Origin of the sequence: Hoeflea algicola (assembly GCF_026619415.1) — a bacterium.
Lineage (GTDB): Bacteria > Pseudomonadota > Alphaproteobacteria > Rhizobiales > Rhizobiaceae > Hoeflea > Hoeflea algicola.
In genome coordinates this window covers 4685698-4700232 of the sequence record NZ_JAOVZR010000001.1, presented here as the reverse complement: position 1 = coordinate 4700232, position 14535 = coordinate 4685698, and the positions used below count along the sequence as shown (strand labels likewise).

Genomic DNA, 14535 nt, shown 5'->3' with positions numbered 1-14535 from the left:
TCAGGCCTCCGGCAGGAGAGCGGAAATACGAAAGCCGGCGATTTTCTCGACTTGCGCACATGCGGTTTCGAATTCTGTGGCCTCGTCGTTGCTGACGCGGGTCTCGAAAGCCGCCAGAATGCTGTCCTTGTCGTGCCCCTTGACCGCGATGATGAAGGGAAAGCCGAAATCGCGCATGTAGCGGGTGTTGAGCTCGGTAAAGCGGGCATGTTCGTCGGCATTCAGCCGGTCAAGACCGGCGCCGGCCTGCTCGCTTTTCGATTCCACGGTCAGGTCGCCGGCAATGGCGAGTTTTCCAGCCAGGTCCGGGTGAGCCTGCAGCACGCCCAGCCTCTGGTCGTGGTCGGCGGCGCGGAATTCGGCGCACAAGGCCTCATGTACGGGACCGGCGCGCAATGGCTCGACGATGCGGCCATTGTCGAAAGCCTGCTCCGCAATCCACGGCGAATGCTCGAACACACCGCCAAACCGGCCGACAAACTCATCGCGGTCCATCATTTCGTTTTCTCCGGATGGTGATGGGCGTGCCAGTGATTGGCGATGTCGATACGGCGGGTCACCCAGGCCTTGTCGTGGGAGGCGACATAATCGAGGAACCGCGCCAGTGCTGCGGCACGACCTGGCCGGCCGGCCAGGCGGCAATGCAGGCCGATCGACATCATCTTCGGGCTGCCGGCGGCGCCCTCGGCCATCAACACGTCGAATGTATCCTTGAGGTAGGTGAAGAACTGGTCGCCCGAGTTGAAGCCCTGAGGGGTGGCAAACCGCATGTCATTGGCGTCCAGCGTATAGGGCACGATCAGATGTGGGCCCTTGGGGCCATCGACCCAATAGGGCAGTTCATCAGCGTAGGAATCGGCTGAATAGACAAAACCGCCCTCCTCCATGACCAGTTGCAAAGTATTGACGGACGGCTTGCCCTGGTAGATGCCGAGTGGCCGCGAACCGGTAACCTCGGTGTGGATGCGGACGCATTCGGCTATGTGGCGATGCTCTTCGTCCTCGGAAAAATCTTTGTACTCAAGCCAGCGCAGGCCGTGACTGGCGATCTCCCAACCGGCTTCGTTCATGGCGGCTACAGCGTCGGGATTGCGCTGCATGGCAGCCGCCACGCCGTACACCGTAACCGGCATATTGCGCTCGGTGAATAGACGCCACAATCGCCAGAAGCCCACGCGCGATCCATACTCGTAGAGCGATTCCATGTTGGTGTTGCGCTGTCCCGGCCAGGGCTGTGCGCCGACAATTTCCGACAGAAGATTTTCTGAAGCGGGATCGCCATCAAGAATGCAGCTCTCGCCGCCCTCTTCGTAATTGACAACAAACTGAACCGCGCAATGAGCGCTACCGGGCCATTGCGGGTCAGGTGGGGTACGCCCGTAGCCAACCATGTCACGAGGGTAAACAACCTGGGTCATATTTGAATCCGCCTTCTTTATGCACGCCACGCTAGCAGCACCTTAGCAAATGTCGAGGCACGGACTTTGAAGAAAATCCTCAAACTGTTCCGGCGATAACTGCCATTTCCGGCACGGCAATGGCTTGACTGTATAATCGGATCACCGAGCCTTGCCGAGATGGTGCGCGACGGAAAAACTATCGGGCATATCGGGGCCGCCGCCGCCGGTGATTTCAGCGACCAGGCAGTCAGCCATGCGGTGGGCCACGCCAAAGCTGATCTTGAAGCCGCCGGCCATCGCCAAAATTCGCGGCGCGCCCGGCACCGGACCCAGCATCGGGTCGCGACCAATGGCACGCGGCCGCAGCCCGGCCCAGCGCTGCACCACCGGCGCATGCCTGATCAGCGGGCAGAGCCTGCGAGCGCCCTTGATCACATCGTCCAGCAGCACATCGGTGCCGTGCGGATCATCGAATTCACGTTCGCTGGTCGAACCGACCGCAACCTGGCCACTGTCATGGGCGATCACATAGATGCCGTCATCATAAACCAACGGCAGATCCGGCGATGCATCGGCGTCAAACAGCGCCGCCTGCCCCTTGATCGGGCCACCAAGAGATACCGATGGCTGGTCCGCCGCGGCGGCCAGAAAGGCAAAAGCGTCAACGCCATTGGCCAGTGCAAGATGGCCGAAACCGATGGCCGATCCATCCGAGAGATGGGCGACGCTTTCCTGCCTGTCGATCGAGAGCAGGCCAACGCCGAGGCGAATATCGACATTTGGCATTGTCGCCAGACGCGCAGCCAGAGCCGCAGTCAGGGCCGGTGGCATCAGCCGCGCCGACAGGGTTTCGTGAACCAGCCCGCGCGGCGCGGAAACGATGTTGGGCCAATTGTGACGGTCGGGGGTATGGTTGACCTCAAAGCCAAAACGATCGCCCCAGTTGGCTTTCGCCTCGGCAATTCGCTCAAGCGCGGTGGTCCGTGCCCGCTCGCTGGTCAGCGGCATCAGTCGGCCGACGCGGCGGTAGCCGCAACTCAGGCCGGTTTCTGCCTCCAGCGTGGCGATTTCGCTCTCCAGATCGACAAGTGCGCGAAACTGGAAATCCTTCTTGCCATTCCAGCGCTCGGGGCTGTGCGGCATCAGCGCACCCAGAAACCCGCCGCTGGCGCCGGCGCCGACATGGGCGCGCTCGGCCAACAATACCGACAGGCCAACGCGCGCCGCCTTCAACGCCAGCCACAGGCCGGTCACGCCGGCGCCGGCGATCAGCAGATCGGGCGCGGCTTGACCACCGTGCGCCACGCGGCTATCGCCAACCATCATGAACACACTCCCCGACCCAAATGAAACCAAACCGAGCGCCCCAGACCAACTGTCCTGGCGCGAGGGCGATATGCCTTATTCAGAGGAATTTGGCGACTTCTATTATTCCAAGACCGATGGCCGGTCGGAGTGCCGACATGTATTTTTGGCCGGAAACGATCTGCCGGAGCGGTTTGCCGGCAGCAATGTGTTCACAATCGGCGAACTCGGGTTCGGCACCGGACTGAACTTCATCGAGACCTGGTCGGCTTGGCAAATGGCCGCACCGGAAGGGGCGAGGCTGGAGTTTCACTCGTTCGAGCTTCATCTTCTCTCACGCGAAACGATGTTGCGCGCACTTTCGGCCTGGCCGGATCTTGCAGGCCGCAGCCAGCAACTGACCGATACCTGGCCGCAGCGCCCGGAAGGCGACATTGAGCTGGAGTTTGTCAGCGGATCAAAAACGGTGAGCCTGCGGATCCATCATGGCCAGGCGCTGTTACGTCTGGGCGAGGCCCGGCTGCTAGCCGATGCCTGGTATCTTGACGGCTTTTCCCCCGCACGCAATCCGGAAATGTGGTCGGCAGAGCTGCTGGGCGCGGTCGCGCAGAAAACCGCTCCAGGTGGGACTGCGGCAACCTATTCGGCGGCCGGATGGGTGCGGCGCAATCTGCAGGCGGCAGGCTTTGCCGTTGAAAAACGTCCCGGACACGTGGGAAAGCGCGACATGAGCGTGGGCCGGCTCATCGGCTAAATAGCTCAGACCACCTGGCTCATGCCCGATTGATGCGCGCGGCGATTTCGGCCGGAAGCCATTCGTGGATTTTCGCGTCCAGCTTCTCCGGGCTGATCGGCTTGGAAAGATAATCATCCATGCCCGCTGCCAGGCAGCGCTCCTTGTCGCCGGTGAGCGCATGGGCGGTAACGCCAATCACCGGGGTATGGCCAAGCTCGGGGTCAGCTGCTTCGGCTTCGCGGATCGCCTGGGTCGCCTGGTGGCCATTCATCACCGGCATCGAGACATCCATCAGGACCAGCGCCGGGCGCATTGTCTTCCACATATTGAAGGCGCTGCCGCCATTGTCGGCAATCTTGTAACGCACGCCAAGATCTTCAAGGATCTGGGTGAAGACGATCTGGTTGACCTCGTTGTCCTCGGCCACAAGGATGTCGATCGATCCGCGTGCCGGAGCAGCCGGCGCATCGACCTGACCGCGGGACTCGGGCTTGTTCGGTGAAACGGACTGCGAAACCGGTGCGACGGTGGCCACAGGTGACGCGGCATCGGCCGGCGGCGGCACCGCAGCGGCCTTTGACCGGGGCTGAGCCGCGACCTGCAAAATATCAACAATGGTTTCCAACAGAAGTGACGATCTCGCAGGCTTCATCAGCGTCGCCTGGACCACGCCATGGAAGAAATTCGTCTCGGACGATCTCACGTCCATCGAGGTTAACATGACGATCGGCAGCGAGCGCGAACCGTGCGTCTCGCGGATGGCGCAGGCGGTGGCCACTCCGTCCATATCCGGCATGTGATAGTCAAGCACGACAGCATCCACGGTGACACCGACATCGCTGGCTGCGCGCAGGACATCTATCCCCTCCTGTCCCGAGACCGCGGCGCAGGCATCAAACCCCCAGGCCGTGAGCTGTTCGATCAGGATCTCGCGATTGACGGCATTGTCATCGATAACGAGGATTCGCGACCCGCTGACGTCGACCGGCACGATCCGATCCGGTGCAGCCTGGCGGTCAATGGCCATCGGCAACTCAACGGTGAACACCGAGCCCTCTCCCGGGGTGCTGGTGGCACCGATCTTGCCACCCATCAGGCTGACCAACCGCGAGGTGATGGCCAAGCCCAGGCCGGTCCCCTCGTGACGCCGGGTGGAGGAATTGTCGACCTGTGAGAACTTGTCGAACACCGCCTCAAGCTTTTCAGGCGGGATACCCATGCCTGTGTCCTGAACCTGCAACTTGAAATCAATCATGTCTTCAGCAGCAGAGGTGCCGGTCAACTCGATCAGAACGTGACCTGTCTCTGTGAATTTGATGGCATTGCCGGCGAGGTTGGTGACGATCTGACGGATCTCGCCCCATGTCACCGACAACCTGCGCCGGAAGCGCCGGATCGATCCGGACGATCAACTCGATGTCCTTCTCCGCGGCCCGACTGGAAATCAGCGTGGCGACATCCTCAATGGTCTCGCGCAAGTCAAACGGCGCTGAATCGAGAACCAATTGCCCGGCATCGATCTTGGAAAAATCGAGGATATCATTGATGATGGTCAGCAGTGCGCTGCCGGATTTGACGATAATGTCGGTAAAGGTGCGCTGTCTGGTATCCAGTTCAGTACGCGAGAGCAATTCCGCCATGCCCAGCACACCGTTCATCGGGGTGCGAATTTCATGGCTCATATTGGCCAGAAATTCGGACTTGGCACGATCGGCGATCTCCGCCTTGCCGAGCAAATCCTTGAGTTCGGCTTCGCGGTTCTTGGATTCGGTAATGTCGGTATAGGTGATGATCATCGACCGGTTTGCGGTCGGCTTTGCATCGATCCTGAGCCAGCGTTCTCCGGTTGTCTGCCGTTCGAGTGAATGCGCCACCGCTTTGCGATGGTTGTCGACTATTTTCGCCCGGGTTGCCTCAGCGTTATCGTCGTTGCCGTAATCGCCACGTGCCAGACAATAATCAAAGTACTCCTCCAGACGGGTTCCGGGCGTCACCACCTTCGGTGGTATCTCGAGCAAGTCCTGGAAAGCATCATTGGAAAACTGGATCTCGCCGTCCCGGGTTACAAGCAGCCCTTGCGCCATGGCGCCGGCAGCGCCGCGCAGCAGTTCGCTGGTGCGCTCGATCTCGGCGCGGGCGCATTTGAGCTCTTCTTCGCGCTGCTTGAGTTCGGTGATGTCGAAATAGGAAATCATACGCTTGTTTTCAGACAAGGCACGGACTGAAAAAATAACGGTCTGACCGTCGGCACGGGCAAACTCGCGCGGCTCGACATAGCCACCACGAATTTCCGTCATCCGGGCTTCGACGTAGTCTTCGAATTCTCCGTCTTCGACATCGTACACGCCGTTGTGCCGATTGACATCAATCAACTTGCGGAAGGATTTGCCGATATAGGCGTCATCCGGCGCGATCTTCCAGATATCGAAAAACGCGTCATTGATGAGCTCGATATTGAGATCGCGGTCGACGACGACGACTCCCATATGCATGGCGTCGATTGCGCTTTCGAGATCGGAGCGATGCACCTCGGCGATCCGCTGCGCCTCGAATATCTCTTCTTCGCGGCTTTTGCGCTCACTTACATCAAGCGTCGTGCCCAGCAGATACCGCTGTCCGCCGGGGTCGGTGAAGACGATCTTGCGGTCGATCAGTTGAAGACGTTTTCCGCTGCCGGTGGTCAGTTCAACCTCGCGCTCGACAAGCACTTGCCCGTTCATCACCTCGCTGTCGGCCTCACGCAGTTCGTGCCCTTGCTCGCCGAAAATGTCGAAATCGTCCTTGCCGATCATCTCGTCCCGGCTGAACCCGGTCAGCTGGCCATGAGCGCGGTTGACGTAGGTATAGCGGAAATCCTTGTCCTTGACGAAGCTGGAGACCGGCATTTCATCAAGGATCGCACGGAACAACTCGTTTTGCGCGACATGGGTCTGAAGGGCGGCCTCCCGTTCCTTAAGTTCGGTGACATCAACGCGCAGGCCGAGCGTGTAGCCATCGCCGAACGTGCGGTTGACGATGCGCAACCAGCGACCGTTGCGAAGCTGCTCAACAGTTGCACGGCCAAACTGGCGATGCGCAACCAGCCGCCGCTCTATCCAGGCCTTCCGACCGACAGCGTCGGTTTCGGCGCTGACCGGGCAGGTTGTCTCGAGCACTGTCAGCAAGGATGTGCCTACCTGCAGACTGTAATCAGGCGCGGTGATCGCATGCATCGCCGGGTTGAGATAAACCAGCATGTCATCGGGATCGAACAGCACGATGCCGACGTCGATCTGGTCGAACATTTCGTTTAACCGCGCCAGCAGCGAATTTTCGTCCTGCCGTGCAAGCATGCTGCCGGGCGAATGATCGCGCCGGACCTGTTCGTCGCCGGCTTGGCGATCACTGTCGTCGTCCACGCTCGCCACGGCGGTGCGCAGAACGCCACCGTCTGGCAACGGCGTCTCCTGCCATGGACCCTCGGCATGATGGTAATGACGGCTTGTAACAATCAGGTTTCTGTCTGCGTCGAGCACAGCAACCGGTTGGATCATGGTTTCGATTGCCGCATGCAGCAATTTATGATGGCCGCGCAGGGCGACTTCCTGTTCGGGTGGCTTCGGGACACTTGGAGCCGTGGACACGTTCTGTCCCTGCCCTGATTCGAACCGGACCCCGGCAATCGCCTCGAAATGACCGACAATGAAGGTCTTGCCGCAGGCCTGCCGTTTGCGATGAATCCGCACCCGGTAACGGCCGCCCTTGAGCGGGTGCGCAAACAAGGCCACCTGATCCTTGCCGAATACCAGGCTGCGCCGTTCCTTTTCATCGCGGTCGTTCTGTTCTACCGAATCGAAATGCTGATGACTTTGCTGGCCAATCAAAGATGCCGACTGGCAATCCCACAGCTTCGCATAGGCCGTATTGACCGCGACATAGCGAAGCTCGGAATCCTTGATGAAGGCCGGATTCGGATCGCTGGCAATCTGGGCGCAGGCGTTTGCCAGCGTTTCATCGCTCTCTTTGCTTCCCGCGTCTCCCACTCGTCCGCCCTCGTCGATGTATGCATTGGTTTTTCCAGCCCGTTCACATTGCAGACCGGTCTTAAAGAAAGTGTTAACCAACAATCACCGGTTTAAACCGGGCGGCTTTTGCGAAACTGTTCGGATCAACCGATCTCGCTTGCGGGACAGGGTTGAATTATGGGCACTTGACCGGCTTGCGGGAAATGTAAACCCGGCATAGCGTTGGGATTGAAGCCAGAACAGCCACACATGCCGGTTGACTGACCGGTCTCGACAACGCGAAGCGAACGGGAGCAGCCCACATGAGCAGCATCGATGATATTTTCCCCGCCGCGATCGAAAATACCGCCGGTGCTCCGGAACGCCGCAGACGAGCCGGTGGCGGCCGGGGTGGAGACAGGGGCAAGGGCCGCAAGGCGCCGGTGACCCTGCGCTATCGTTCGATACTCAATACCCAGCAGCCTTCGCTGCTTCTGTCGGAAGAAGGGCTCGACGCGATCCACGAAGCGTCGCTCAAAGTGCTCGAAGAAATCGGCATGGATTTCATGCTGGCGGAGGCTCGCGAATTGCTCAAGGCGGCTGGCGCGGATGTCAGACCCGGCAGCGAACGGGTGAGGTTTGATCGAGATCTGGTGATGAGCCTGGTCACCAAGGCCCCCGGCCCGTTTACGCTGCATGCCCGCAACAGCGAACGCAACATCGAAATTGGCGGCCGCAACATTGCATTCGGCCAGGTCGCCTCCGCCCCCTATTGCTCCGACAAGGACAATGGTCGCCGCACCGGCACCCAGGCCGACTTCCGCAACATGATCAAGCTGGCGCAGAGCTACGATATCATCCACATGACCGGTGGCTATCCGGTCGAGCCGACGGATCTGCACGCCTCGGTCCGCCACCTCGATTGCCTTTCGGATCTGGTCAAACTCACCGACAAGCCGTTCCATGCCTATTCCCTGGGCAGGGAGCGTAATCTTGATGCACTTGAGATCGCCCGCATCGGGCGCGGCATCAGCGTCGAACAGATGGATGCGGAGCCATCGCTGTTTACCATCATCAACGCCTCGTCACCGCTTCGCTACGACGCGCCGATGCTGCAGGGTATTATGGAAATGTCGGGGCGCAACCAGGTGGTGGTGATCACGCCGTTTACCCTGGCCGGCGCCATGGCCCCGGTCACCATTGCCGGTGCGCTGGTGCAGCAGAACGCCGAAGCGCTGGCGGGCATCGCGTTTACACAGATCGTGCGCCCCGGCGCTCCGGTGGTCTATGGCGGCTTCACCTCCAATGTAGACATGAAATCAGGCGCGCCTGCGTTTGGCACCCCGGAATACATGAAGGCAGTGATGGCGGGCGGGCAACTGGCGCGACGCTACGGGATACCCTACCGGACCTCCAACACCTGCGCGGCCAACACGCTTGATGCCCAGTCCGCCTATGAATCGATGATGTCGCTCTGGGGCGTCATCCAGGGCGGCGGCAATTTCATCATGCATGCAGCGGGCTGGATGGAGGGCGGACTGACAGCTTCGTTCGAGAAATTCATTCTCGACGTCGACATGCTGCAGATGGTGGCGGAATTCCTCACCCCGCTCGACACCAGCACCGACGCGCTGGCGATGGACGCCATCAGCGAAGTGGGACCGGGCGGACATTATTTCGGAACCGCACATACGCTGTCGCGTTACGAGAGCGCGTTCTACTCGCCGATCCTGTCGGACTGGCGTAATTTCGAGAGTTGGAGCCTGGCCGGTCAACCGACCACTTTCGAGCACGCCAACCGTGTCTGGAAGGAAACACTGGCCCATTACGAAGCGCCTGCGCTTGATCCGGGCATCGCTGATGAACTCGACGATTTCGTCAACCGGCGCAAACGCGAAGGCGGCGTGGCGACGGATTTCTGATCAGGCCACAAGCCGGGTCTTGCGGTTGGTAAGCCATACCCCGATGACAACAATCAGGGTACCGGCGATCATCGGCAGGGTCAGTTTTTCGGAAAACAGAAACCAGCTCTCGACGGCAACCGCCGGCGGCACCAGATAGGTCAGCGAGGCGGCGCGGGATACCTGACCACGGCGGATGAGATAGAGCAGCAGCATGATCGACACCAGCGACAGACCGAACACCGACCAGCCCATAGCGAGGACGAATTCAAGGGTCCAGTCGATCTGCATCGGCTCGTAGAGCAGCGCAAGCGGCATCACCACCAGAAAGCCGCCCACATATTGCAGGGTGGCGATCGCCCTCAAATCGCCCTCTTGCAGATGACGCTTCTGGTAAAGAGTACCAGCCGTCACCGAGATCATGCCGATCACATTGACCAGCAGCGGTACCAGCGCGATCTGCAGCGTGGCAGCATCAAGCGTCAGCAGCCTTGGCAAAATCGCAACAGCCAGACCGACGAAGCCTAGGAAAACGCCAAGTTTCTGCGGCCCAGTCAGCCGCTCACCGACAATGTAGGGCGCAGCCAGTGCCGTCATCAACGGCTGCAGTGCCGCGATCAGACCGGAGACCGAGGATGGCACCCCCTGATCAATCGCCCACCAGATGCCGGCCAGATAAATGCCATGCAGGAGAACCCCGGAAAAGACCGCATGCGCCCAGCCGCTTCTGGTTGACGGCCAGGTCGCACGGCTGACAAGCGTGATCACGGCAAACAGGATGGCTGCCAGCGTGAACCGCAGACTCAGGAAGGTCAGCGGATCTGCATAGGGGCTTGCGTATTTGGCGACTATCCAGCCGGTGGACCAGAGCACGACAAACAGGGCTGGAGCGATGCGGTAGAGGGTCACGAACTGTCCTCGTCGGCGCTGAGGCTTCGCTGGCCTATGGCAATAGGTCGGCACTCTTCAGCTGTTTGAAACCATGCTTCAGGCTTGTCGGATATCAGGTCCGGAATTCGGACTGCTAACGTCGAGCCAGCGACCCTGCCCGTGCGGAACAAGGTAATTGCGCAGCGATAGTCGCGGCTGCATGTATGCGCAAGCGGGATGTCCTTCGGTGGCAATCGGTCACAGTCGGGCTCGCATGCAACTGCGACCTTACGGCCACACACACAAGAAAAAACCACATGTTTTCCTGGCAGCAGACAATACTGCATGGTTCTTGCTTTCTTTCCTGTGATGCGATCTTATGAACTTCAAAGGGGAGCACCAAAAACGTGCCATTTGATGAAATGCTGTCCAACGAGGCCGAGCCTCGCCCGCCCTACCAACGCTATTTTGACTGGTATTCCGAACAGAAAAATTCCGACCTGATCAAGAAATCACGGGATGCGGAAAACATTTTCCGGAAAACCGGCATCACCTTCGCTGTGTACGGCAAGGAAGATTCCGCGGAACGGCTGATCCCGTTCGACATCGTGCCGCGGATCATCTCCGGCTCGGAGTGGCGGAAGCTGGCCCAAGGCATCGAACAGCGCGTGGTGGCGTTGAATGCGTTTCTTGACGACATCTACCACAAGCAGGAGATCGTCAAGGCGGGTCGAGTGCCGCGCGAGCTGATCGAGAACAACGCCGCCTTTCTTCCCGAAATGATTGGCTTTCGCCCGCCCGGCGGCGTCTACACCCACATCATCGGCACGGATATCGTGCGTACCGGCGAGAACCAGTTCTACGTGCTCGAGGATAATGCACGGACCCCCTCGGGCGTGTCCTACATGCTCGAAAACCGCGAAACCATGATGCAGATGTTTCCCGAGCTGTTTCACCTCAACAAGGTACGTCCGGTTGAAAACTATCCAAAACTGCTGCGCCAGAGCCTGGCCGCCGTCGCCCCTCCCGGCTGCAACGGCAAACCACGGATTGCGGTGCTGACTCCTGGCATCTTCAATTCGGCGTTTTACGAACATGCCTATCTCGCCGATCAGATGGGCGTGGAACTGGTCGAGGGCTCCGATCTCAGGGTCATCAACGGCAAGGTGGCGATGCGGACCACCCAGGGCTTCGAAGCCATTGACGTGCTCTATCGCCGGGTCGATGACGACTTTCTGGATCCGATGACATTCCGCCCCGATTCCAACCTCGGCGTGCCGGGGATCATGGATGTCTACCGGGCAGGCAACATCACCATCGCCAATGCTCCGGGAACCGGAATTGCCGATGACAAGGCAATCTATTCCTACATGCCGGAGATCATCGAGTTCTACACCGGCCGCAAGCCGATTCTGGAAAATGTGCCGACCTATCGCTGCTCCGAGCCGGACACGCTGCAATATGTACTCGACAATCTGCGCGAACTGGTGGTCAAGGAAGTGCACGGATCGGGCGGCTACGGCATGTTGGTGGGGCCTGCAGCCAGCAAGCGCGAATGCGCCGAGTTCGCTCTCAAACTCAAGGCTCGACCCGCGAACTATATCGCCCAACCGACGCTGTCGCTGTCGACCGTGCCGATCCTGGTCAAGAAGGGCATCGCGCCGCGGCATGTCGATCTCAGGCCCTTCGTTCTCGTCTCCGACAAGATCCAGATCATCCCTGGAGGACTGACCCGGGTGGCGATCAAGCAAGGATCGCTGGTGGTCAATTCCAGCCAGGGCGGAGGCACCAAGGACACCTGGGTGCTGGAGGACTGAACATGCTGGGAAGAACCGCAAACGGCCTGTTCTGGATGTTCCGCTACATCGAGCGCGCCGAAAATACTGCCCGCCTGATCGACGCCGGTCTGCGCATGTCGTTGACCAGCCTGCACGACCGCGAGGAGGAATGGGCATCAGTGCTTAGAAGCTCGGGCGTTTTTGCGGCTTTCAGCGATAACTACCCGGAAGTGACCAGCGCCAATGCGGTCAATTTTCTGCTGCGCGACAAGGCCAACCCGTCAAGCGTTCTTTCGGCGATCGAATCAGCACGCAACAACGGCCGCATGGTGCGCACCGCGCTGACCCGCGAAGCCTGGGAAGCGACCAATGAGTGCTACCTGGAAATGAAGACGCTGCTGTCGCGCAAGACCGCCGAGGCCGAATTGCCGGCGATCATCGACAAGATCAAGCAGTATACGGGTCTTATCCGTGGCGCCTTCCACGGCACCATGCTGAGAACCGATCGTTACAATTTTTCACGTATCGGCACCTTTATCGAGCGCGCCGACAACACGGCACGCATTCTCGATGTGAAATACTACCTACTGCTGCCGGCGGCATCCTATGTCGGCTCGTCGCTCGACAATGTGCAATGGGAAACGATCCTGCGATCGGTCTCTGCGCATCGGGCTTATGGCTGGGTTTATGAGGGCAACTACAAGCCCGCCAACATTGCGGATTTTCTGATCCTGAACGGCCGTATGCCGCGTTCGTTGGCCTATTGCTACGACAAGATCAACGCCAATCTGTCCTATCTGGAGCGGGAATACGGAAAGCGGCATCCCGTGCAGGATACCGCGGCGGCGACGCTGGGGATGCTGCGCGAACATGAAATTCAGGCCATTATGGACAGGGGCCTGCACGAATTCCTTCAGGATTTCATCAGCCAGAACAGCCGGGTTGCTGCCGAAATCGCCAATGCCTACCGGTTCGACCAGGACTGATGACATGCACCTGAAAATTTCCCACGTTACCGATTATGTCTATGCCCATCCGGTCAGCTATGCGCTGCAACGCTTGCGGCTGACCCCGCGAAACAGCCCGCTACAGACGGTCAGTTCATGGTCGATGCATGTCGAAGGCGGCCAGGTGGAAGCGCATTATCAGGACCATTTCGACAATGTCGTGGAACTGGTCAGCGCCAGCCGCGACACAAGTGCCATTCGGGTGGTGGCCACCGGGGTGGTGGAGACATTCGACAAGATCGGGGTACTGGGTCCGCATCACAGCTACATGCCGCTGTGGCTGTACCAGCGCGAATCCGCACTGACTAAACCCGGCAAGATGATCCGCGATCTGGCCCGCAGCATCGAAAAAGGCCCGCCACTGGACCAGTTGCACGCCTTGAAGACGGCGCTGCATCAGGCCATGGAATATGTGCCCGGCGCCACCCAGACCCAGACACTAGCAGAAGATGCGCTGGCTTCTGGCAAGGGGTTTGCCAAGACCATGCCCAGGCGTTCGCCGCTTGCGCGCGGGTGATGGGATTTCCGGCACGCTATGTCTCGGGCTATCTGATGATGGAAGAAACGCCGGATCAGGCCGCAAGCCATGCCTGGGCGGAAGCGCATATTGACGGTTTGGGTTGGGTCGGCTTCGATCCGGCCAACGACATGTCCCCCGATGACCGTTATGTCCACATTGCCTACGGCCTGGATTACAAGGATGCGGCGCCGATTTCAGGTATCCGCATCGGCGCCGGTGAAGAACAGCTTGCAGTTCACATAACAGTAGAGCAATAAGACGACTCATCGGCTTGAAGGGCGGATTCTCAGACAATGACTTATTGCGTCGGACTACGCCTCAACTCAGGCATGGTATTCATGTCGGACACCCGCACCAATGCGGGCGTCGACAATATTTCCTCGTTTTGCAAGATGTACACCTGGTGCAAGCCGGGTGACCGGCTGATCACGCTGATGTCGGCAGGCAACCTGGCGACCACCCAGACCGTGGTCGGCATGCTGGAAGAGCACATGAAGGCTGCCAGTGACCGCAACCCCGACATCATGGATGTTCCGTCGATGTTTCAGGTGGCCCGGCTGATCGGCGAAACCGTGCGCGACGTGATCAAGTCTGCGACCGATGGCGGCCTGCAGAGCGAAGCGGCCTTCAGTGCCACCTTCATTGTCGGCGGCCAGATTGCCGGCGGCGAAATGCGGATGTTCCTGATTTATCCGGAAGGCAATTTCATCGAGGCCACTGATGATAACCCGTTCTTCCAGGTCGGCGAGCACAAATACGGCAAGCCCATTCTCGTGCGCGCGCTCGATCTCGACATGAGCTTTGAGAAGGCGGCCAAGCTGCTTTATGTCTCGTTCGATTCAACGCTGAAATCCAACCTGTCGGTCGGACTGCCGCTGGATTTGCAGTTTTATGAACGCGACAGCCTCAACAAGGGCTACGAGAAGCGGATTGAGGCCAACGATCCCTACTACCGGGAAATCTCAGAGGGTTGGTCCGACGCGCTGCGCTCGGCCTTCGATAGCCTGCCGGATTTCCAGCGGGACTAAGCATTTC

The 14535-nt window shown here is 59.6% G+C and carries 12 protein-coding genes and 1 pseudogene; 7 read left to right on the top strand and 6 right to left on the bottom strand.

Annotated elements, in window-relative coordinates:
• The 3 genes from uraD to OEG84_RS22750 form a co-directional block, all read right to left on the bottom strand.
• Nucleotides 1-498 carry a 2-oxo-4-hydroxy-4-carboxy-5-ureidoimidazoline decarboxylase gene (uraD, locus tag OEG84_RS22760; RefSeq protein ID WP_267655884.1) on the bottom strand — a complete coding sequence of 166 codons (498 nt, stop codon included), beginning with the start codon at nt 496-498 and terminating at the stop codon, nt 1-3.
• Nucleotides 495-1418 carry an allantoinase PuuE gene (puuE, locus tag OEG84_RS22755; RefSeq protein WP_267655883.1) on the bottom strand — a complete coding sequence of 308 codons (924 nt, stop codon included), beginning with the start codon at nt 1416-1418 and terminating at the stop codon, nt 495-497. Before puuE ends, uraD begins: the two co-directional genes overlap by 4 nt.
• Before the next feature lie 141 nt (nt 1419-1559).
• On the bottom strand, nt 1560-2726 hold the full coding sequence (locus OEG84_RS22750) for an NAD(P)/FAD-dependent oxidoreductase (protein ID WP_267655882.1): 1167 nt from the start codon (nt 2724-2726) through the stop codon (nt 1560-1562).
• On the opposite strand from OEG84_RS22750, the gene mnmC2 reads away from it, so the two are divergent.
• The gene (gene mnmC2, locus OEG84_RS22745) at nt 2725-3459 is read left to right on the top strand and encodes a tRNA (5-methylaminomethyl-2-thiouridine)(34)-methyltransferase MnmC2 (protein ID WP_267655881.1); all 735 of its coding nucleotides are present in this window, start codon (nt 2725-2727) and stop codon (nt 3457-3459) included. The two genes, OEG84_RS22750 and mnmC2, sit on opposite strands and share 2 nt — an antisense overlap.
• Nucleotides 3460-3478: 19 nt before the next feature.
• Here the strand turns inward: mnmC2 and OEG84_RS22740 are convergent, their stop codons facing one another.
• Both OEG84_RS22740 and OEG84_RS22735 read right to left on the bottom strand, forming a co-directional pair.
• Nucleotides 3479-4810, bottom strand: coding sequence for a response regulator (locus OEG84_RS22740; RefSeq protein ID WP_267655880.1), 1332 nt, complete (start codon nt 4808-4810; stop codon nt 3479-3481).
• Entirely contained in the window at nt 4701-7064 is a 2364-nt protein-coding gene (locus OEG84_RS22735; RefSeq protein ID WP_267655879.1) for a PAS-domain containing protein, read from the bottom strand. Before OEG84_RS22735 ends, OEG84_RS22740 begins: the two co-directional genes overlap by 110 nt.
• 48 nt (nt 7065-7112) lie before the next feature.
• On the opposite strand from OEG84_RS22735, the gene OEG84_RS22730 reads away from it, so the two are divergent.
• Entirely contained in the window at nt 7113-7559 is a 447-nt protein-coding gene (locus OEG84_RS22730) for a hypothetical protein (protein ID WP_267655878.1), read from the top strand.
• Between the two features lie 188 nt (nt 7560-7747).
• A complete protein-coding gene (locus tag OEG84_RS22725) occupies nt 7748-9346 on the top strand; it encodes a trimethylamine methyltransferase family protein (RefSeq protein WP_267655877.1) in 1599 nt (532 codons plus the stop codon).
• Here OEG84_RS22725 and OEG84_RS22720 read toward each other — a convergent pair whose 3' ends face one another.
• On the bottom strand, nt 9347-10234 hold the full coding sequence (locus OEG84_RS22720; RefSeq protein WP_267655876.1) for a DMT family transporter: 888 nt from the start codon (nt 10232-10234) through the stop codon (nt 9347-9349).
• 368 nt (nt 10235-10602) lie between these two features.
• On the opposite strand from OEG84_RS22720, the gene OEG84_RS22715 reads away from it, so the two are divergent.
• The 4 genes and pseudogenes from OEG84_RS22715 to OEG84_RS22700 all read left to right on the top strand — a co-directional run bounded on the left by OEG84_RS22715 (nt 10603) and on the right by OEG84_RS22700 (nt 14528).
• Nucleotides 10603-12012 carry a circularly permuted type 2 ATP-grasp protein gene (locus OEG84_RS22715; protein ID WP_267655875.1) on the top strand — a complete coding sequence of 470 codons (1410 nt, stop codon included), beginning with the start codon at nt 10603-10605 and terminating at the stop codon, nt 12010-12012.
• Between the two features lie 2 nt (nt 12013-12014).
• Nucleotides 12015-12959 carry an alpha-E domain-containing protein gene (locus OEG84_RS22710; RefSeq protein WP_267655874.1) on the top strand — a complete coding sequence of 315 codons (945 nt, stop codon included), beginning with the start codon at nt 12015-12017 and terminating at the stop codon, nt 12957-12959.
• 4 nt (nt 12960-12963) lie between these two features.
• A pseudogene (locus OEG84_RS22705) lies at nt 12964-13757 on the top strand (transglutaminase family protein).
• 36 nt (nt 13758-13793) lie between these two features.
• On the top strand, nt 13794-14528 hold the full coding sequence (locus OEG84_RS22700; protein ID WP_267655873.1) for a proteasome-type protease: 735 nt from the start codon (nt 13794-13796) through the stop codon (nt 14526-14528).
• The last annotated feature ends 7 nt before the right edge of the window (nt 14529-14535 follow it).